Genomic DNA, 19,237 nt, shown 5'->3' with positions numbered 1-19,237 from the left:
GACCATCACTTTGCACAAAAATTTATAGGATTAACAAGCGAATTCCGTCTTAAAAGCGGTTTTCGCTTTGGGGACAATATGTATCTACAAGGCTAAGGCATGATTTCCCTGATTATTCAAATACTAGTGTAATCAGGATTTTCAACAATGAGGGCGTAAATATTTTGGTAATGCTACCCCTGAGTTGTCTGTCTGGCTTTTTCTTGTTAACTTTATGTCCAAAAGGCAGATGCTGTAACCTTAGCTATGGCAACTGAGTAAACTAGGATACAAGCTTTGTCCCAGTTGCACAAGAATTTAAAACGCTTCAATTTTAAATCTATATGCGGCTTTATGGCACAAGACATAGTCGGCTAAATTATTCCCAGTTCGGCAAAGGTGCAGTAAATTGTCAAATCTGAAACAAAAAAAAATTTGTTCATAAAAATGGCTTCTAGGTATTTTTAGCTTAAATTCTAGAGTAAAGCTCGCTTTAGTGAACGACATGAGGGTATACACGGAGTTCTAGCTATATGTTAAAGTGACTATAGTTAAAATTACCAAATTAATGCAGCTTACCTATGCTACTATCCGGGTAAGACATACGAATTGACCAAAACATTCGTTTCGACCAACATAAAACTATAGTCGTTTTTTCTTTAGAAAGATATTGCCGCCGACTGAGGCTAAAGTGATAAACTCCCATGAGCGAGCACAATCCCTACGAAAAACTTGGGGTATCAGAAGATGCTAGCTTCGATGAAATTCAGGATGTTCGCAATCGCCTATTGGAGCAATACAGTGGCGATGCCAAACGTCTGGAAGTTATAGAAGCAGCTTATGACGCCATTTTAATGGAGCGCTTAAGGATGCGCCAAGAAGGCAAAATCAAAGTGCCTGAACGCATCCGATTTCCAGAGCGCCTCGTGCAACCGCCTTCAAAAGAAAGTCCATCCCCTCGCAAGCAGTCGCCTGCGTGGCTGCAACGAGTCCTAGATAAGCCAACTCCAGCCAATTTGCTGTTGCCTGGAGCTTGGTATGTTGGATTGAGTGCCATTAGCGTGTTTTACCCAGCTGGACCAGCTGGAAACGACCAGATTTTGCAATTGGCATTAGTGCTTGGGGTGGGTGTAAGTATTTATGTTCTTAATCGTAAGGAAGGAAAGTTTGGTAGAGCCGTTTTATTAACGCTTATTGGTCTAATTACAGGGTTAATCGCAGGGGGACTAGTCGCCAGTTCGCTGCTACCCCAAATACAATTTTTGAGTTGGACAGAGAATCAATTTTCTACGGTGGTAACTTTCGTATTGTTATGGCTTATCACTAGTTTTTTAAAGTAAATCGATTTTTGCTAAGTAGCTAGGCACAATGAAAGACCTGGCTTGAAAAAGCAGGGAGCACCCGAGCACCCGAGCAGAGGAGATAATAAAATTTTTCATGCCCCTGTGTACGCAGTTCATGACGGCTAGTTAATGGGCAGTAAGGAATAGGTTCATCCGATTCCTTATTGCCTATTGCTAATTCAAGTTGTTTGTTGTAGCGCTGTCTCTAGGACTAAATCCACAGCAGAACTTAAATCAGAGACAATTAAGTCCGGCTGGTAAGGTTCTAGTTGAGTGCGATCGCGGATGCCACACTCTACTGCTATGACCTTAATACCATGTTTTGTGGCAGAAATGATGTCGGCTTCCGTATCCCCCACCATCCAAATATCAGAAGCAGGAGGGAGTTCCTGTATTGCCCGTGCCATCAACAACGGTTTATCGTCGATGTCACGGGTTTTCACGTAGTCGTTGCTTAGGCAGTAACAGCGATTTTCTGGAAAAAATCTACCTAAATCGTGTTTTTTGAAGGCATAATCTAATTCCCTCACCCGACGCATCGTCATGACGACCAAATCAACACCCGCCTGTTGGATTTTTAACAGTGCTTCTACAGCGCCAGGAGCAAGGGTGTCGTACTCAAAGTAAGGTTCTGTATGCACTGTTTGTCGTCGCAATTGAGAAAAATCCTGTGCTTGCGCCTCATCTAAACCAGAAATAACAGCGATTTGTTTTTCCGGAATCCGCGATCGCTTTAACTGCCAAAATTCCGCTTTAGCAAGTTGCCGTACTTGTTGGTTTGGGCGTCGAATCTTTTCCAAGCAGAATAGATACACACGGTAGTACCGTTCGGAAACATCAATAATGGGACCGTCGAAATCTGTAATAATTCTTAACATTGGTTTTTTAAATGTAAATAATTATTAACAGGTTATCCCAGATGCTGCTGCTGTGTACTTTTAAAAAATTAATAAATCAGTTTTGGATTTCTTATCTGTCATCCAAAATCTTTGAGACTACCACGTTTGATTTGTTCATTTTCAATTGCTGCAAATAAAGCGCGAAAGTTTCCTTCGCCAAAACCTTGAGCTTGGTAACGACGCTCAATAAACTCAAAGAAAAAGGTCGGCTGTCGAAAGATAGGCTGAGTAAAAATTTGCAGTAGTACGGGGATTATATTCTTCGACCCAAAAAAAGTATTTTCTTTCCAGTCAACCAAAATTTCCTGTTGGGCAATAGCATTCAGCTCGTCTGTAGACAGGGGAAGTCCTTTTCGCTGTCTAATCTGTGAGTAATAGCCTTTGGGAACTGGGAGTAAAGATAGACCAGTAGCACGAAATTGGGCTATTGCATCAACAATATTGCGTGTCCGCAGGGCGATATGTTGAATTCCTGGTCCTCGGTTCACGTTCAAAAATTCTTGAATTTGAGAATTGGCTGAAGCTGGCTCATTAATTGGCAATTGTACTTCACCGTTGCCCGAAACCATCACCTGGCTATATAGAGCAGAGCGAGCAGTTTGAATGTTAAACGTTTGCTGGGGTTGAAAATCAAGGATTTTTTGGTACCAAGTCACTGCACGTTCTAAATCACCTGCATTGACGTTCAGCACGATATGGTCTATGGCAGCAAACCAAGAAGATGAGGATGAGGATGAGGAGGATGAGGAGGATGAGGAGGATGAGGAGGATGAGGAGGATGAGGAAGAAAATATTGCTCCCTCATCTCCCTCATCTCCCTCATCTCCCTTATCTCCCTTATCTCCCTCATCTCCTCCCACTTCCCTTTCTATCAACGTATGAGACAGGGAACCCCAAGCAGCAATTTTGCCCCATTTAATGTATTTCTGACCACATTGGTATTGTTGAACTGGTTGCAGGACTTTTGCCCCATGCACTTGAGCAAGCGAAATAGCCTGTTCTACATTTTCAACACAAAAAGCAATATCTGCCACACCAGGCGGGTGCTGGCGTAAAAACTCAGCCACTGGGCTTGAGGGTAAGAGGGCAGAAGACAGCAAAAAGTAGACTCGACCACTTTTTACCACTTCCGTCCAAGTGTGAGCGTCATTCCTACCTTCTAAGGCAATACAGTCTTCGTTTTGTAGGAAGGTTGACGGAATAGCAGAATCAGCGACTACTTGAAAACCCAAATGGTATACAAACCAATCGCGCCACGCTTTCGCATCTTCCACATAGAAGTGAACGTGATCAATTTTCATATACTGTGAAAATCCAGCGCAACTGCTTATCTGTTTGTAAATTTTGCCTTTTTTACTGGATTTTCAGGTCATTCCTAAGCAAGAATCTAGATTCGCAGATAGTGAATTGCTACTGGTTAATGGTTTGTGGTTACTGGAACAAGCAATAACTAATAACTAGCAACGCTTAGCATTTTTACCAGGAAATTAGAAAAACAGATGACTATCTGGCTGGATGTTAATTTCCATTGGCACGGCTTGGGGTTCGGCACAGAGGGCAAAGAAAATCGCATTGGCAGCAGTTTCAGGGCTGAGCATTTTTTTCCGGTCTACCTTCAAGCTCACATTGTCCCAGAAAGGAGAATCTACCCCACCAAAGTAGAATAACGTAAACTTGATGCCAAAGCGCTTGAGTTCCTCTGCCATGCACTTGCTGAAACCGACGACACCAAATTTGGAAGCAGAGTAAGCTGCTGCCATTGCCATTGAATGCTTGCCCAGAATTCCTACTACATTACAGATGTGACCAGACTTGCGCTTTTGCATCTCCTGAGCTGCTTTTTGACAAGTGTAGAAGCTGCCTTTTAAGTTCACATCTAGCATCCTATCCAAATCAGCTGGTTCTATGTTGTTGTAGGGCTTAAGGATACCAGCACCAGCTGCATTCACCAAAACATCGATTTGACCACTTTGGTCAACAACCTTGGATATCAGTGTGTCTACCTGTTGGGAGTTAGTAATATCACAAGCCACTGTCAAAACTTGCCCCGGTAACTCAGATGCCAGTGTTGCCAACCGAGCAGCATCTCTGGCTACCAGTACTAACTGTGCGCCTGTAGCGGCTAGTTTGCGAGTTAAAGCTGAACCAATACCACCGGTCGCACCGACAACAACAACGACTTTATCCTGCATCGTATTCTTTACATTTCTTCACAGCTTAGTACATGATACTGTGTAACAGCCGGAAATTGTGGGTTCACTTTTACACTAGTAGTCCGCCAAGACAACGCCTGAGGGGTACGTAGTAAGCACGAAGAGTGCGCCTTTGAGCGATAAATCGCTCACTACAAACCCGCAAAGTTTGTGCGATGGACCACTAGGGGCTTCCCAGAGCGCAATTTGCCAGCGATTGGGCACGAGGGCACTGCCCTTCGGGCAATCGCGATTCGGGGCACTGCTTTCCCTTGCGAGGCAATTATTTTTTCTAGAGGCGCAGGTATCATCATAGTTTCCAGATAATCTGGGAAACTTGTAAAATTAGGTATCCCGGAAGTATGAGTTAACAAATGATGGATAGTAATCTGTTTACCTGTTTCAGGATAGTCAAGTATATATTTATTTATAGAATCATCAACGTTGAGCAATCCTTTTTCTTGCAATTGCATGATTGCCATTGCAGTAAATTGTTTAGTAATTGAGGCTAAACGAAATTTTGTTTGCGGTGTATTAGGCACGTCTAGTTCATAGTTTGCCATGCCATAGCCGTTACTCACTAAAACTTTATCTTTTTGAACAATTAATACTGAACCACTAAATTTGTGAACTTCTACATTAGCATCAATATACTCATTTACTTTTGCTTCGATATTTAGCAAAGCAGACATAGCAATCCTCTTTCCTGTCAACCCACTGTACTTAAAATACGCTGAGTTATAGCAGTCTTGCCTCACCCAACTAGATGAGTTAACTGGGGGAAGTGGGATAATTGCCATTACTTTTTAGATGAATATAGCCATCCTATTTGATTTGTGGAAATCCATTGGGTTAGCTTCCCGACAAATAAAAGCGAAGTCGGGAATCTTGTTGTTCACGTAGCCGAAGGCAGCCCGTAAGGCTTATGATTTAGCATTGCTATATTTCTTTAAGCTAACTTATGGAGTCGTATCTGAGCTGACAAACGCCTGTTGTTCATCTGGATGTTGTGGAGATTGAGGCTGTACGTTTTGTAAATTCTCTTTTAACTGAGTTTGTAGCCAGTATTCAAAGAGTTCATTGAGTAGTCGCTGCCGCATTTCTTCATCTAACTGAGCTGGCAGTAACTTTTCCAGCCGTACAATGACAATCCAATCTCCTAATGGTGTTGGTGGTAAAAGCTGACCAGGCTGAACTGATGCCAGCATATTTGCCAGGGCTGGATGGGGAGTTCCCAACTCAACTGGACCTATTAAGCCGCCTGTTTGAGCCTCAGGACCTTGAGAATACTCGCGAGCAAGTTCGCTAAAAGACTGTTCCCCTTCTTGAATTCGGAAGTAAAGCTCTTGGGCTATACAAATATCTTTGACCCGAATCAAAGCATAAACAACCCGATCTAACTTTGCCTTACGCGTTAGAAAATACGACTGTAACTTGTCTGCCCAAGTGCTGCGCTTGAATTGTTCCAGTTTGATGTTACGTGTGGCTAGATAATCTACTTGTTGGCGGTTTAAACCACGGGCTTGTAACCATGCTTGTAGGTCATCTTCAGAATTCAACTGGTGCTGTTGGTAAAACTGCTTATATGCCTGACTGTTTTCTTCTTGTGTCAGGGTAACGTTGGCGATCGCACTGTCGATGATAATCTCTCGCAGCAACTGCGGCAGAATTCCGTATTGCTTCAATAGGGGAATGAGTTCGTCCTTGCTAATGGCGCGATCGCCTACTTGTAAAACTGGAACCATAACCTCCTAAATGTTCTGCTTTATATTTTTGGCAAGATAGAGCTACGTCACTCTTTAGGTTTTATCAACATATCTTAATAATAGTATCTCTAGTTCTACTGTACTGACCATTTACAGGTAACTTTCTCGTCTACTTTTGCGTGATTTGGACTCTTTGCTTTCTATTCACGGGCTGCTAAGATCTGGAATTTTTACTTGCTGCAAGCTCAAAACGACTTAAGGAATGCATATTCTTTATCCTGAACTCGTGCTAGTACAAGGAGTCAGGAGTCAGTAGAGAAAAGTACTTACACATCCAGGGTTTTACTTGTTCCTAACTGTCTAGTTATTTCTGCGCCCGCTGCACTAGGAGTCGGCGGGCATCCATCCGGCTTCTTTGGTGCTTAATTTTCTTGAGGCTGCTAGTATACCACAAAACTGACTTTTCTTGTGTAGCCTGATTTTGTAGCCTTCAAACCACTGCAAAAGCTCTTGCAATATTAATTCAACAACTGTATCGTTTCAGTGGATTCTCCCAAACGTGTTCATAAGATACAACAGCATTAGCACAATAAAAAACCGTTACTCCTGGTAAATATATTATGTATGTTTATGTCGATACTTATAATGGTGTCACCCAATGGAAATATGACTAACTCAAATCTTGCTTGAGTAGCCAATAGCCGTTACCGTATAACTTGCGCTCGCCAAGTTTGCAAGATAAGGATGAGAGAATACTAAGCAATCCTTATCGTATTGAAAAACACTTTTAATATCATAAAATTTAAATTATGTCAAACCAATTCATTTTTGATAGCTTCATAGGTAACTCGACCTTTGTTTCGCTTGAATTAGGAGACATCTTTATTAAACAGCGTAGTCGTGTTGCCAATGTGATCGTTGGCTTGGAATATGTTGAACAACCTGACCCAAGTGGAATCAAGCGACTACAACCGATTATTGATTATATCAAAGATTATCTAACAGATTATCCACATCCTGACTTGTTTGAGGTCATCAATGCTAATCTAGTCTCTAGACTACTCTATTATTCTGATTTAAATTTGTCATCAGAACTCGGCTCGTTGAGCGTGACACTTGATGTTGCATCGATGGAATTTCCTTTCCCGTTTGCTAACACAATCACGTGTACCCCTATGGGTGAGAGCAATGGACTTGTCTTGTTTAAGTTAGAAGACATCTTAATTCCGGCGTGTGACAGTGTAGCAGATGTTTTTGTCAGCCTCGATTATATTGATGGATTTGACGTTAGTGGATTCAAGCCACTGCAACCTATCGCCGACTTCGTCAAAGATTCTCTAAGAGATTACCCTTATGCTGACTTGTTTGAAGTCATCAACCATAATCTCACCTTTGGGCTGCTTTCTAATTGTGATCTAGAGTTATCATCAGTACTAAATTCCCTGAGTATTACACTTAGTGTCCCACAAGGACTAGTTTCTTTGCCATTGACTAGCACCGTCACCGCCATGTCAAAAAGAGCGACTCAACTCTCTGTTTTAGCGGATAATTTACTGGGGTTCAGTGCTGAGCAGTTAGCTCATCCCTTTTACAATAATATTGATAATAATATTGATGGGAACACACTAAAGCGATTTTGGTGATTTGGTGTTCTCACTTGTTCAAGGCGGTGCTAACAGAAAACCTCAAGCTTTAGAGATACAGCAATTTGCATCTTTATTAAGGTACACGTTTTCAACTCAAGAGCCAGAAATAGAGCCAATTTTACTTCTGACTCCTGACTCCTGACTTCTGACTGGTAAATTTTGCTGTAATTTGTCAGTTTTTGCTACCATAAACGTTGCTTGTATCGCCTTTCTGTCTCTTGTATAAAAGCGTTTAAAATTTCCCCTGGAACCTCTTCTTCAATTAGAGATTTATAAAACTGTTGAGCCGTGTTTCCAATTTGATAAACTAAATAAGTATCAGTTCCTGTATTAATAAATCCTCCAGCAAATGGAATCATTTGTGTTGCGCTTAGACCAATTATTGCTAATCTATTGGCTCTAAGTACGCGATCAATAATTGCAAACGCTTCATCTTGACATTCTGGAACCTGTAGTTCAAAACCGTAAGCAACTGCGATCTGAAAAATAATTTCAGCTTGGATGAGAGCAATTTCAACATAATCAACCCCGACAGTCTCTGCCATTTTGGGCGGAACAACATTCATGACTACAGAAGTTCTGCTTACGCGCAGGAGCTGTCGGCGAAGCAGACGTTGAGCAATTTGTTCAGGTTTTGCGTTGGGAAATTTTGTCCAAAGATCAGCTACAAGTTTCTCAACTGCATCTAAATCAATCTGTTCAATCTGTGCTCTTGCAGCTGCTTCCTTTGCTGTTTGGTTCTCCTCTAGTTTCTTCTTAAGAGAGTCTTGATTCTGCTCCAGCTTCTCTCCAAAAAACTGACGTGTTCCCTGTTGTACTGCTTTCCCTCGTTCAATAGTAGATTGAGCGACGTCTTGTCCAAAGTCTGTAGCCGACTTAACTGACTTGACAATATCTTGCCTTAACCTTGTTACCTCGCTAACCATATCTTCGCTGATTTGAGAACTGACTTCACTTACAGTTCCGCCAAGTTCTTGCAGTTTCTTAAAAAACGAGGGTATGTTTTTATTTTTTTGGGTATGACGACGTGATTGCTTACGGGAAAAGTTACTCATTGATCTACTTGAAAGAATATTTTGTATCTTCGGATTAAACGTTTAAGTCTATTTATAGAAGAAGCTTTCAGTCCAAAGTCTGGTTCCAGTATTGTCACCAATAAAGCAAAATTATTGATAGCTATTGTTAGCTTTTCATCGGTTTTGAGAAAGTGTAGTGTTTGCCCATGTGGATATTGCTGCTGATTTGATTTATTATTTGTATTTATGAGAACATGCTAATAGCATTGTTGCTTGCAGTCTTTGATGTTGTCAATCGAACTTTTTCATACTTTGTATGACAGATGTATTACAATATGGGCATCACGACCAGCGCAGTGCTGAAAAGGCGATTGCCCGAAGGACAGTGGGCTTTGCCCAATCGCTTTGAGCGGTGGAAAATAATCAAACGACCAATTCTGATTCTTGTATAGATGGATAAACGTAGCTTTTTGTCAAAAATAATTTAGATGCGTTCGCCCTGAGGTAGGACTGCTATATGTAACTACACTCAAGGAAATTCTGATGTTTTTATATGGTTAATAGTTATCGTTGTTTGTCATAATCTCATTTATTTAAATTTCTATCAAAAGCCTCTTGTGATGGAGATTGAACAACCTTTTGATTTCCTTTTTGATGACGGGTTTGCCATTGAGTGTAGAAAAAGAGAATGGCAAGCAAAATGTAGCCGACAGCCCAAGGGGTTCCAGTTCCAAAACCTAAATTGACAACAGTATCTGCTACAGTCCAACGGTAGCTGTGCATCAAACCCACCCAAGAGAGTAAAGCAGCTGCAATAGACCAATAGGCAGCTTTTTTGAAGTCACGCTCAATAATATAAACTGTGATAGCAGCCAAAATCATAGCTGAAAAAATAAATCCCTGTTCCAAAGCAAAAGCACCATCAATATATGTATCGCTGAGCTTAAACTGCTCAATTAAGGCTGGTGTTAAAGGTTTTTCTGGGGTTCCTAGACTTGCTGCCCGTAGTGCATTTTTGGCGATTAATGCACCCCAGCCTGCAATTCCTGGTAACAAACCGACAACGACAGCAGGTGCATGATGAGCAGGAGTTGCTGTGAAGCTTTGAGCCACAATCACAATACCAATCCATAACACAATAGCCATTCCAGCTTCAATCGGGACAAAATAGGCAAGCATTGCCACGGTTCCAGTCAGGCACAGCAACCCCATAAAAATACCATTGAGAATTGAGTAGCCCACTCTTGCCCCTAAAGCTTTCCAGCCAGGATGTCCGATATAAATGGTGGTGGGGAAACAAGAACCACAAACAGCGGCAACAAGCGTACCAATACCATTAGCTGCAAGACTTGGGGTAGCAGGATAAGTATCTCCGGCAGCTTCAGCACTTTCTAAATTTTGCAGACTACCGACAAGGTTAAAAAGCCCCATTGGTAAAATGATGCTGAAGTAGTCTAGTAAGACGGCGCGACTATTCCACAATTCCCCTAACCACAATCTTGGTATGTAAACTCCAATCGGTTGTAGTGCAGTGACGAACTTGGCATTGTCCCAACTTACCAAACCTGTTCCCCATGCCAAACCAATTCCTAAAAGAACTGCTAATAAACCACCAGGAATGGCAAATCGAACCTGCCCAAAGTAGGTAATCAGAATCACGCCTAAGGGAACTAAACCCACCACGGGATTGGCAAAAGTCCGAAATAGAAAGCCAATGGCAATGAAGGTGATGGCAATACCACCTAGAGTTGAAAGCATTGCCGCACGGGGAACAAGGCGACGCAGAGGATTCCCAATCCATGCACCGACTAATTCAATCAAACCTGAACCCAAACACGCTACCAAACCTGCTTGCCACGCGAGTTCAGCAGCTTGTTCTAAAGATGCACCTTGGGCGATCGCCGTCAACCGCACAGGTAACATCACCAAAAATACATAAGCAAAAAGGCTCACGGTATTGATGCCATAGGGTAAAGCAGTGATATCATCTCGCTGCTCCTGTTGACCTTTTTGGTAAGCTAACCAACCATAATAAAAGTTACCGACAATTAAACTTAAAGCAATTCCTGGCAAAATACGCCCATATACCAGGGAGGGAGGAAATCCAAGCACTCCTTGACACAAATTAACAATCAACAAAATTTGAATCAAGTTGTCGAGAAAAAGCCCAAATAAACCATCTATATCTCTGCGAACAAACCAGCGGGGAGCCTTCAGTGTTGCATTTTCCATAATTTACTTTTGCCTGGACAATTTTTTTGCGATCGCTTCAAGGATATCAGTAAAGATATTGTTTGGAGTTGTAGATCGGAAAGTATGCACTATCGCTTTTTTGTTCACTTTGGCAAGGGGGCGATGTCTGGCGACAAGCTCTTGAAGTATATTTACTTACCCAGTAGGTTATACTGCAAGAGATTGAGTCAGCAAGGGATAAATGATGGCGATCGCCTAGGTTGGGCACCGAAGTGCGATCGCAGCCCAGTGTATGCCTCGGAACGAATGGACAGACGGTATAGCTAAAGAGAAGATTGAAAAGTTGAATTTGGGAAGATGGAATGAGCTTGATATTTGAAACTCACAGGTTGCTATTGAAGGCAATTTTAGAGAGCGAACTGAACACACTACACAATATTTTTATTAATCCGTACGTTAGAAAGTATTTATGCGACGACAAAGTTTTGCCTTTGCAACAAGTTAAAGAAATGTTGATAGAGAGCCAAAAGCTCTTTGATGAAAGAAGGTTTGGTCTTTGGTTTATTGAGACTAAAGATGAGAAAGAAATTATTGGGTTTGTTGGTTTGTGGTATTTCTTTGATGAGGAGCAGCCCCAATTAGTTTATGCTTTGCTGCCTGAAGCAACCAAAAAAGGTTATGCTACTGAAGCCGCAACCAGAATACTGGAGTATTGTTTTAACGAAGTTGGCTATCAGTATCTTTTAGCAAGCTGTGATAAGCCAAACCTTGAGTCACGGAAATTAGCAGAAAGAATTGGAATGAGAGAAGTAGAGGAAAGGATTGTGAATGGCAATCCATTATTATTCTTTAGGGTTGAGAAGTTGTAGCTAAAGTGCTATCTAACAATCAAAACCACCGTCATGGGTACACTTCCCGCTTGGCTTCCTCGCGTCGTTCCGCTACCCGTGTACCTCACGCTCAATGAAAAGCACTATAAGTGATACTGACTAGCCAGTAGGGACGAAATATCCTGATATGAAATGATATCTAGAGAAATTCTTGATATCCTTACAAGTAAAGTGGATATACGGAAAAATATGTATAATCAGTGATTATGCAAGCCGAGTGGTACAACCAAAGCGGTGTCACTTGTCAGCGCCATATTCCTTCCGCTGGAGGGTATTGGTAGAGTATTCGCTATTCGATTGGAGGTGTTACAGAAAAGTCGTGGCACTTCATTGTTGAAAGTATATAAATATAAGTAAATCTACTAATCTGCTGGAGTATTGCATGACTAACCCAATTGTTGCTTTGACTGCTGCTGAAATTCTTAAGCTTGCTTTTAATGAGTTCATTAAGTCTAGTGCAGGAGAAGCTGCCAAAAAGCTTACAACGGAGGCTTTAAACAAAGCTAATGAATTACGTCACAAGATTGTGTCACGGTTCAAGGATAGACAGAATCTTAAGGCAGAAAAAGCAATTACCGCAGTTCAGGAACAGCATTCACTCGAAGCATTGAACAAATTGACCACTTACCTAGATGACGAGATGGAGGAAGAACCAAGTTTTGCTCATGATTTGCGACAACTCGCACAGCAGATTATCAACATTCAGAACATAAGCCAGGAACAAGTGCAGTTTGGCGAAATGAAGCAATTGAACCGTGACAATGCCAAAGGTTTTCAAGTTCAAGCGAATCGAATTGAACGAATTGGTGATGATTACACTAAGTAGTTTGTTGTTGGAACACAAACATGGAGCAAAACAATTACGGCGGGAAAAATTATCAAATTAAAACAGACAGTATTGGGCATGTTGGTGATATCTATCAAAGTCCACAAGTAACTGCAGAGGAGTTACTGCACAAAGGAATTCAGCTTCTCAATCAACGAGCTTACCGTCAGGCTATTGATGTATTGACTGATGCAACAAAAACTAATCCGTCAATATCCGACACTCACTATTATTTGGCAATTGCACTATTGAGTGGTGAAAAACCTAGAAAAATTGACGTATGGACGATTGAAAGAATTGAATCAGAACTGAATACTGCAGTTTGTGGAGATGCCAAATCATCGAGATACTATATGCTTTGGGCAATCGTCAAGCATGGTTATTACGTCATGAATGGATTCATAGAAAAGACTCCTACATCTGCCCAACTTTTCAGTCAAGGTCAATTCATAGAGACTGAACATGCAAGAGAAATTCTTTATCATCTCGATGACCAGAAAAATCCATATTGGATGCACCTATATAACAAATTTGGAAGAGCTAATTAGTAAAGAGGAGAAATCACTGCCATGAGTATTTCCTTAAATCGTTCTGAAGCAGTACGCAAATATTTCACGGAAAGTCCCAATAAGCCTGCTCAACCTGATTATTCGCGTGCTAAGAACACCATTATTTATGGAGGTGTCCTGTTTGTTATCGCATTTTTTATGTTAATTTCTGGACAAATGCTTCTCATGCAATTAAGTGTTGTTGCAGGATACTCTGGTCTTATAGCTTTGAGCTATGGATTTGTTAAGTCTTCAAGGAATTCAAGGAAGAAGCAAAGGTATAAAAGAGATTTGGAACAATATAAAAACGATTATGCACAAGCAGAACCAAAGCCATCAGATGAACAGATAGATAAATGGATGAATAGTGATATAAATAGCATCATTGAAGAGTCATTGAGGAAACTTGACTTAGAGGACGGAGATTATAAAGCAAAGCCCCTGGTTATTGGAGGTCCAGCAGAATCAAATGAAACACGATATGTTCTCGGTAAAGATGGCAAATTTCGATATTCACATCTTAATGTGCTGATTGTTTATTTAACCGACCATAATATCTTAACTTATCAATGTCTACACACTCTAATACACGGACAAATATTGAGTGATAGTACACAAGAGTTTCCCTACAAAGAGATTACGAATCTTCAGATAAAGACTATCAATATAAATATCTCTCTCGTTAACGGTAACAGGGATTCTGTAAATGGTGTAGAGCAATTTGCACTCTACACAAGTGGTGCGAATGTTATTGAGGTGAATTACTCCTTCTCCCACAATGCAAATCAGCAAGATGAACTAGTCAAAATTGGTTCTGAACAGACAATTAAAGCCGTGCGGAAGAAGTTGGAAGAGTATAAGAAGAAGTATGAGAAGTATGAAAGGTGAGGTAGCATATTCAATAAGTTGGTCGCGGTCTAAAAGGATGTTTGGAAAGTATCCGGCGAACAGGTACAGATTTACCCGATAAGTCCGTGTAATACAAGGTAATTAACTGAATTCCTTTGACAGCGCGGTGATTAGTCCTGTAGAGAGAGGAAAGTTTTAGAACTGTCTACTAAAAAACTAGTAAATCGTCTGCCCATTTGAAACATCTGAATTGATTTTTGCGCTTTGCAGATGCGGAATACTGGGAGTTTAGACTGCAAAAGACATCTCCGAAATATAAAAAACTCAACTAAAATAAGAATCAACAATCTTTTATGACAACAAGAATATGAGTTCTATATCTGCGTACATTGAACAGAATCGTCAGGATACACAACGATTAGTGGGTCTAAAGTACGAGCAACTAGAGCAACTAATCAAGCAAGCGATTGCCCAAGGGGCACTGCGCAGAGCGCAATCACATTACACTGCGGAGCGTCTTGCAGAAATGGAAGCGCAGAAAGTTAGAATTATAAATAAAGGTGGTGGTCGGAAAGTCAAGCTATCTATCGAAGAGCAAGTACTCCTAACTTTGATATATCTGCGGCATTTAACTACATTTCAATTGTTAGGTATACAAGAGCGGAGTGAGTGAAACGACTGCCAATGATACATTTAATTACTGGTTTCCACTCTTGAGAGACTTGCTACCATGCAGTTTGCTTGAACAGGTAAAAAAAACGCTCCTTGCTACGAAATTGTTAAAGAACTGTTAACCGAGTTTGAGTTAATAGTAGATAGCTGTGAGCAGCCCAGAGAAAGACCAAAAGAGTATGAGAACCAAAAAAAGTATTACTCCGGTAAAAAGAAAAATCATACATTAAAAAATCAGTTAATTGTTTTACCCGATGGAGGGGATATTGTTGATGTAGTTGCCGGTGAACCAGGACCAAAAAGTGATATAAATTTATTCCGAGAGCGCCAAAAAGGATTTGACTCAAAACAACGGTTTAACGGCGATAAGGGGTATATAGGAGAACCATCAATTAAAACCCCGCAGAAGAAGTCGAAAAGTAGAGAACTTACCATCGAACAAAAACAAAAAAATAAAGAGTTATCACAAGAAAGAATCTTAGTTGAGCATATGATTCGGTTAATGAAAATATTTCGGATTGCTCAGGAAAGGTTTCGATTGAATCCTCAAAAATATGAGCAGGTGATTCTGACTATTTGTGGATTAGTCAGGTTACGAATCGGAGCGCTAATATTACCAGCTTCCGGCTAGACTCGCTCCGCAAAATTTCTTCTGAAACTACTTTTTTTCACTTGTTACTAATAGTAACTATCTCAAAAGCCCATTATACCGTAGAAACTGATGAATTTGCGTTTTGGCGATTGCCCTTTGGGCACTGCGCTCCGCGCAATCGCACGCCTGAAAGTCAGTTATAGATTAGTATTGTCTATTTTCGGAGATGTCTAAACAATCAGGGGGATTTGTTGTGAGATGTCGAAGACTGCAATCATTGTTCCAAGATGGCTCGATCATTCTGCGCTTCTTGCTCATCGCCCTTGTATTTTCAGTCCTGCTGGATTGGCTCACACCGATTGTGGCATGGGTTGAACAAGGCACTCCCCCAACTAAAATCATTGCATTCCAAACGGCTGATGACTCAGCAAGTGGTGGGTTCAGCAATCCGACAGAAAGAGCAACGAGCAGCAATGCAACCATTGTCAGAACAAGACCGATATTTCCTTACCCAATGCAAGCCACATATAGCGGCAAAGGAAGCATTGACGATGCCGTAAACTTTGTCGGGGTAATGCTTTCCCGAATTCCAAACGATCGTATTGATTGGATCGGAAATGATTTGTTTCAGCCTCAGTAATCTTAGAGGGCTTCAACGTTATGGTTCAGCGATTGCCCGAAGGGCACTGCCCTTCGGGCAATCGCGACTTGTCCCTGCAACCTACATTCATACCCTTTTTTAGAATAAACTCGCACTCTTATGGGCGAGGCTCTAACCCCAAAATTTTCGGTAGAATTTGTGATTGCCAGATTCGATATATCGCGTTATATTTTATTTAGCAATAACGATATATCGTGATACGTCAAAGAAACACAAGAAGTTACATATGTTTAGACAATTTCATCCACGTTTTCCTCTACCAGCCCATGCTGGAGAAGGATTTGGCAATCAATTTTTCATGAGTGGGCGACATGGACGCAGAGGTTCATCTAGTGGTGGTTGGGGAGATGAGCCTCGCACCCGTCGCGGTGACATGAAATTCATTTTGCTTGGGGTTCTATCTGAGCGTCCCCAGCACGGTTATGAACTGATTAAAGAACTAGAAACCCGTCGAGGAGGCTTTCACCGCCTTAGTCCAGGTTCTGTCTATCCAACACTCCAGATGCTGGAAGAAGGCGGTTATTTGACCAGTGAGCAAGTCGATGGCAAGCGTGTTTACACGATTACAGAGAGTGGTAGACAATTCTTAAGCGATCGCAACCAGCAATCTCATTTAAGAAACGTTCACGACAGTTTTACGGAAAGTAAACCTTCTGAACTGATTGAATTGCGGCGTACTTTAACCGAGTTGAATGATGCGGTCACACAAATTGCTCGCAGTGGCAATTTGGAGCAAGCAAATCGAGTACGCGATCTGCTTGTTCAGGTAAAGCGTGAGATTTACAAGTTTCTTGCAGAACAGTAAACAATAAAGCCCTTTCCTGAACAATAAAATCATGCGGGTAACTGGCACATTCACCGATGAGCCAGTATTGAAACCCTCCAAGAGCGATGATTAAGCAGGCACTTGAATACTCTGGCTACCTGCCAGCCCAAATGCTGTGTGAATCGCTTGCAATGCCTTAACACCTTCCTCTTGCGCCACAACACAGCTAATTTTGATTTCCGAAGTGGCAATCATTTGGATATTAATTTGGTGATGTGCTAGCGCTTCAAACATTGTAGCCGCAATGCCTGGTTGTCCTACCATGCCTGCTCCCACAACACTGACTTTGGCGATCGCACTATCCAATACCACTTCACCCCATCCATATTCTACGGCTGCTTGCTGGAGCATTTTTTGTGCTGCTTGTGCATCCATCCTGGCAACGGTGAAGGCAATATCTCGTCTGGGAACGCCATTGATCACATGACAGCGCTGGGATTGAATAATCATGTCTACGCTGATGTTGTGTTCTGCCAACAGTCCAAACAGCTTCGCCGCTGTTCCCGGACGATCTGGTACTTGACGAATTGCCAAACGCGCCTGGTTCATATCTAGGGCGACACCACGGACAGGGGATGAGGGAGGGAGTGAGGGAGGGAGGGAGGGAGGGAGAGTAAAATTCTCCTTGTCCTGTTCAATTTCAAAGGCGGTGTGGAGGGCTGCAACGGCGCGATCGCAATCTGCGTTGTCAATTACGCAACTGACTTTCACTTCGCTGGTGGAAATCATCTGGATGTTGACGCCAGCTTCTGCAAGGGTGGTGAACATCTTTGCCGCAACACCGGGACGCCCGATCATTCCCGCACCTACAATACTGACTTTGGCAACATTCTGTTGTACCATCACTTCAGCTTCTTCAGTTTCAGCAGCTTTGTGAGAGCGCAGAACAGGAGCAATCGCTGCCGCTACGGCTTCCGCTCGTTTTAAAATTGGTGTCATCACGGTAAAGGCAATGTCATTTGTATTACCTTCGTGAATTGACTGAATAATTAAATCTACATCCACATCCTGAGTGGCAATTTCCCCAAATAACCGTGCTGCAACGCCTGGTTTATCTGGTACACGTAACATGGACACTTTTGCTTGTTCGGTATCAAATTCGATATCATCAACGGGACGGGCAATTTCCAAATTGACGAGTGAACGGGGACGTGGTGTCGGTGAATTCACCCAAGTTCCAGGATCATCTGTCCAACTAGAGCGAACCACCAAGGGAACACCATAGTTCCGGGCAATTTCCACAGCACGGGGATGCAAGACTTTTGCCCCCAAGCTGGCGAGTTCCAGCATTTCATCGCTGGTGATTTCATCTATTAGCTGTGCTTCTGGAACCAAACGGGGATCTGTCGTTAAAATCCCTGGGACATCGGTATAAATTTCACAAAAATCTGCTCGCAATGCTGCTGCTAAAGCCACGGCTGAGGTGTCTGAACCGCCACGTCCTAAGGTTGTAATTTCCAATTCCTCAGTTCTGGTAATACCCTGGAACCCAGCGACAACAATAACTTTGTTTTGATTAAGATGTCGCTTGACCCGCTCTGTTTCGATATGTAAAATTCGCGCTCGAGTGTGTGCAGCTTCGGTAACAATTCCTACTTGCGCTCCTGTCAGAGAAATTGCTGGCTGTCCAAGTTCTTGCAAAGCCATACTTACTAAGGCAATGGTGACTTGTTCACCCGTGGAAAGCAACATATCCATTTCCCGGCTGTTGGGATTCGTTGAAATTTCGTATGCTAGCTTAACGAGTCCATCGGTGGTTTTACCCATTGCGGAAACCACAACGACAACAGAGTTTCCTGCTTTGACAGTTTTGCACACGCGCTGTGCGACAGCTTGAATACGTTCTACTGAACCGACAGATGTACCACCGTATTTCTGAACTATGAGCGGCATAAGCTTAATGTAGTCAATCGTCCCTGGGAAATCTATTTGTTCATTATATTTCTTGCACCGTATCTAATTTCATAGAATCCCAGTAAACTTGCTGCAACGAGCAACGCCAATAAGTCGTAAATTGCTCTGTAAGCTAGGGTTGCGCCTAAAATTGCTACAGGAGAAAATTTGGTGTTGAGAAAATGGCGATCGCCTTTTAGATTATTTCAAAGGGTGAAACCTGAATCAAGTTCCTAGTCAGGGCTTTAGTCTTTATTTTATCTTCCTACTCGCTTCCCGCAAGAAACGCCTTTGCAACCCTTGAAGCCGCTTCTTTGGCGTGTAAGTCTTGCAGACAGGTTCCCCCAACAAAGCAGCGTGTCTGCAGGACATAACTTTTCATCCCGCAAATATGCAACGCCGTAATTTTACAGTGGGAAGGAACTCTCATATCATGTCCGGCTAATTAGTTATGATTCCCACGTTAATTGCACCCCACCCCTTTATCCCCTCCCCGCAAGCGGGGA

At 42.1% G+C, this 19,237-nt stretch carries 19 protein-coding genes; 11 read left to right on the top strand and 8 right to left on the bottom strand.

The window, feature by feature from the left end; translation table 11 throughout:
* Nucleotides 1–683 precede the first annotated feature (683 nt).
* Complete coding sequence (locus tag ACM0OZ_RS08065; RefSeq protein ID WP_414582273.1) at nucleotides 684–1,319, top strand: CPP1-like family protein; 636 nt, start codon at nucleotides 684–686, stop codon at nucleotides 1,317–1,319.
* Between the two features lie 182 nt (nucleotides 1,320–1,501).
* Here the strand turns inward: ACM0OZ_RS08065 and ACM0OZ_RS08060 are convergent, their stop codons facing one another.
* The 5 genes from ACM0OZ_RS08060 to ACM0OZ_RS08040 all read right to left on the bottom strand — a co-directional run bounded on the left by ACM0OZ_RS08060 (nucleotide 1,502) and on the right by ACM0OZ_RS08040 (nucleotide 6,158).
* Complete coding sequence (locus ACM0OZ_RS08060; protein WP_414582272.1) at nucleotides 1,502–2,200, bottom strand: HAD family hydrolase; 699 nt, start codon at nucleotides 2,198–2,200, stop codon at nucleotides 1,502–1,504.
* Nucleotides 2,201–2,298: 98 nt separating this feature from the next.
* A complete protein-coding gene (hppD, locus tag ACM0OZ_RS08055) occupies nucleotides 2,299–3,522 on the bottom strand; it encodes a 4-hydroxyphenylpyruvate dioxygenase (RefSeq protein WP_414582271.1) in 1,224 nt (407 codons plus the stop codon).
* 186 nt (nucleotides 3,523–3,708) lie between these two features.
* The gene (locus tag ACM0OZ_RS08050; protein WP_414582270.1) at nucleotides 3,709–4,413 is read right to left on the bottom strand and encodes an SDR family oxidoreductase; all 705 of its coding nucleotides are present in this window, start codon (nucleotides 4,411–4,413) and stop codon (nucleotides 3,709–3,711) included.
* Between the two features lie 152 nt (nucleotides 4,414–4,565).
* Entirely contained in the window at nucleotides 4,566–5,105 is a 540-nt protein-coding gene (locus ACM0OZ_RS08045) for a serine hydrolase domain-containing protein (RefSeq protein WP_414582269.1), read from the bottom strand.
* Between the two features lie 267 nt (nucleotides 5,106–5,372).
* Entirely contained in the window at nucleotides 5,373–6,158 is a 786-nt protein-coding gene (locus ACM0OZ_RS08040) for a peptidylprolyl isomerase (RefSeq protein WP_414582268.1), read from the bottom strand.
* Between the two features lie 770 nt (nucleotides 6,159–6,928).
* On the opposite strand from ACM0OZ_RS08040, the gene ACM0OZ_RS08035 reads away from it, so the two are divergent.
* Nucleotides 6,929–7,762, top strand: a complete 834-nt coding sequence (locus ACM0OZ_RS08035; RefSeq protein WP_414582267.1) for a hypothetical protein — start codon at nucleotides 6,929–6,931, stop codon at nucleotides 7,760–7,762.
* 185 nt (nucleotides 7,763–7,947) lie between these two features.
* Here the strand turns inward: ACM0OZ_RS08035 and ACM0OZ_RS08030 are convergent, their stop codons facing one another.
* The gene (locus tag ACM0OZ_RS08030; protein WP_414582266.1) at nucleotides 7,948–8,820 is read right to left on the bottom strand and encodes a hypothetical protein; all 873 of its coding nucleotides are present in this window, start codon (nucleotides 8,818–8,820) and stop codon (nucleotides 7,948–7,950) included.
* A gap of 546 nt (nucleotides 8,821–9,366) precedes the next feature.
* Nucleotides 9,367–11,013: an NCS2 family permease gene (locus tag ACM0OZ_RS08025; protein ID WP_414582265.1), complete on the bottom strand. Its 1,647-nt coding sequence runs from the start codon at nucleotides 11,011–11,013 to the stop codon at nucleotides 9,367–9,369.
* Nucleotides 11,014–11,022: 9 nt separating this feature from the next.
* On the opposite strand from ACM0OZ_RS08025, the gene ACM0OZ_RS08020 reads away from it, so the two are divergent.
* The 9 genes from ACM0OZ_RS08020 to ACM0OZ_RS07980 all read left to right on the top strand — a co-directional run bounded on the left by ACM0OZ_RS08020 (nucleotide 11,023) and on the right by ACM0OZ_RS07980 (nucleotide 16,817).
* Nucleotides 11,023–11,301 carry a hypothetical protein gene (locus ACM0OZ_RS08020; protein WP_414582263.1) on the top strand — a complete coding sequence of 93 codons (279 nt, stop codon included), beginning with the start codon at nucleotides 11,023–11,025 and terminating at the stop codon, nucleotides 11,299–11,301.
* 68 nt (nucleotides 11,302–11,369) lie between these two features.
* Nucleotides 11,370–11,843, top strand: coding sequence for a GNAT family N-acetyltransferase (locus ACM0OZ_RS08015; protein WP_414582262.1), 474 nt, complete (start codon nucleotides 11,370–11,372; stop codon nucleotides 11,841–11,843).
* A gap of 403 nt (nucleotides 11,844–12,246) precedes the next feature.
* Nucleotides 12,247–12,690 (top strand): hypothetical protein, encoded by a 444-nt coding sequence (locus ACM0OZ_RS08010; protein ID WP_414582261.1) that lies wholly within the window; start codon nucleotides 12,247–12,249, stop codon nucleotides 12,688–12,690.
* Nucleotides 12,691–12,710: 20 nt separating this feature from the next.
* Nucleotides 12,711–13,238, top strand: a complete 528-nt coding sequence (locus tag ACM0OZ_RS08005; protein WP_414582260.1) for a hypothetical protein — start codon at nucleotides 12,711–12,713, stop codon at nucleotides 13,236–13,238.
* A 21-nt stretch (nucleotides 13,239–13,259) separates the two neighbouring features.
* Nucleotides 13,260–14,126 (top strand): hypothetical protein, encoded by an 867-nt coding sequence (locus ACM0OZ_RS08000; protein WP_414582259.1) that lies wholly within the window; start codon nucleotides 13,260–13,262, stop codon nucleotides 14,124–14,126.
* A gap of 328 nt (nucleotides 14,127–14,454) precedes the next feature.
* Nucleotides 14,455–14,760: a transposase family protein gene (locus tag ACM0OZ_RS07995; RefSeq protein WP_414582258.1), complete on the top strand. Its 306-nt coding sequence runs from the start codon at nucleotides 14,455–14,457 to the stop codon at nucleotides 14,758–14,760.
* A 102-nt stretch (nucleotides 14,761–14,862) separates the two neighbouring features.
* Nucleotides 14,863–15,390 carry an HARBI1 family protein gene (locus ACM0OZ_RS07990; RefSeq protein ID WP_414582315.1) on the top strand — a complete coding sequence of 176 codons (528 nt, stop codon included), beginning with the start codon at nucleotides 14,863–14,865 and terminating at the stop codon, nucleotides 15,388–15,390.
* A 187-nt stretch (nucleotides 15,391–15,577) separates the two neighbouring features.
* Nucleotides 15,578–15,991: a tannase/feruloyl esterase family alpha/beta hydrolase gene (locus ACM0OZ_RS07985; protein WP_414582257.1), complete on the top strand. Its 414-nt coding sequence runs from the start codon at nucleotides 15,578–15,580 to the stop codon at nucleotides 15,989–15,991.
* Between the two features lie 247 nt (nucleotides 15,992–16,238).
* The gene (locus tag ACM0OZ_RS07980; RefSeq protein WP_414582256.1) at nucleotides 16,239–16,817 is read left to right on the top strand and encodes a helix-turn-helix transcriptional regulator; all 579 of its coding nucleotides are present in this window, start codon (nucleotides 16,239–16,241) and stop codon (nucleotides 16,815–16,817) included.
* Nucleotides 16,818–16,907: 90 nt separating this feature from the next.
* On the opposite strand, the gene ACM0OZ_RS07975 is transcribed toward ACM0OZ_RS07980, so the two are convergent.
* Nucleotides 16,908–18,731 (bottom strand): aspartate kinase, encoded by a 1,824-nt coding sequence (locus ACM0OZ_RS07975; RefSeq protein ID WP_414582255.1) that lies wholly within the window; start codon nucleotides 18,729–18,731, stop codon nucleotides 16,908–16,910.
* Between the last annotated feature and the right edge of the window lie 506 nt (nucleotides 18,732–19,237).

It is taken from the genome of Scytonema sp. PCC 10023, from assembly GCF_963920835.1.
Taxonomy (GTDB): Bacteria; Cyanobacteriota; Cyanobacteriia; order Cyanobacteriales; family Nostocaceae; genus Kalymmatonema.
Note: the sequence above shows the minus strand (reverse complement) of the source record. Positions and strands in the feature narration are given on the sequence as shown.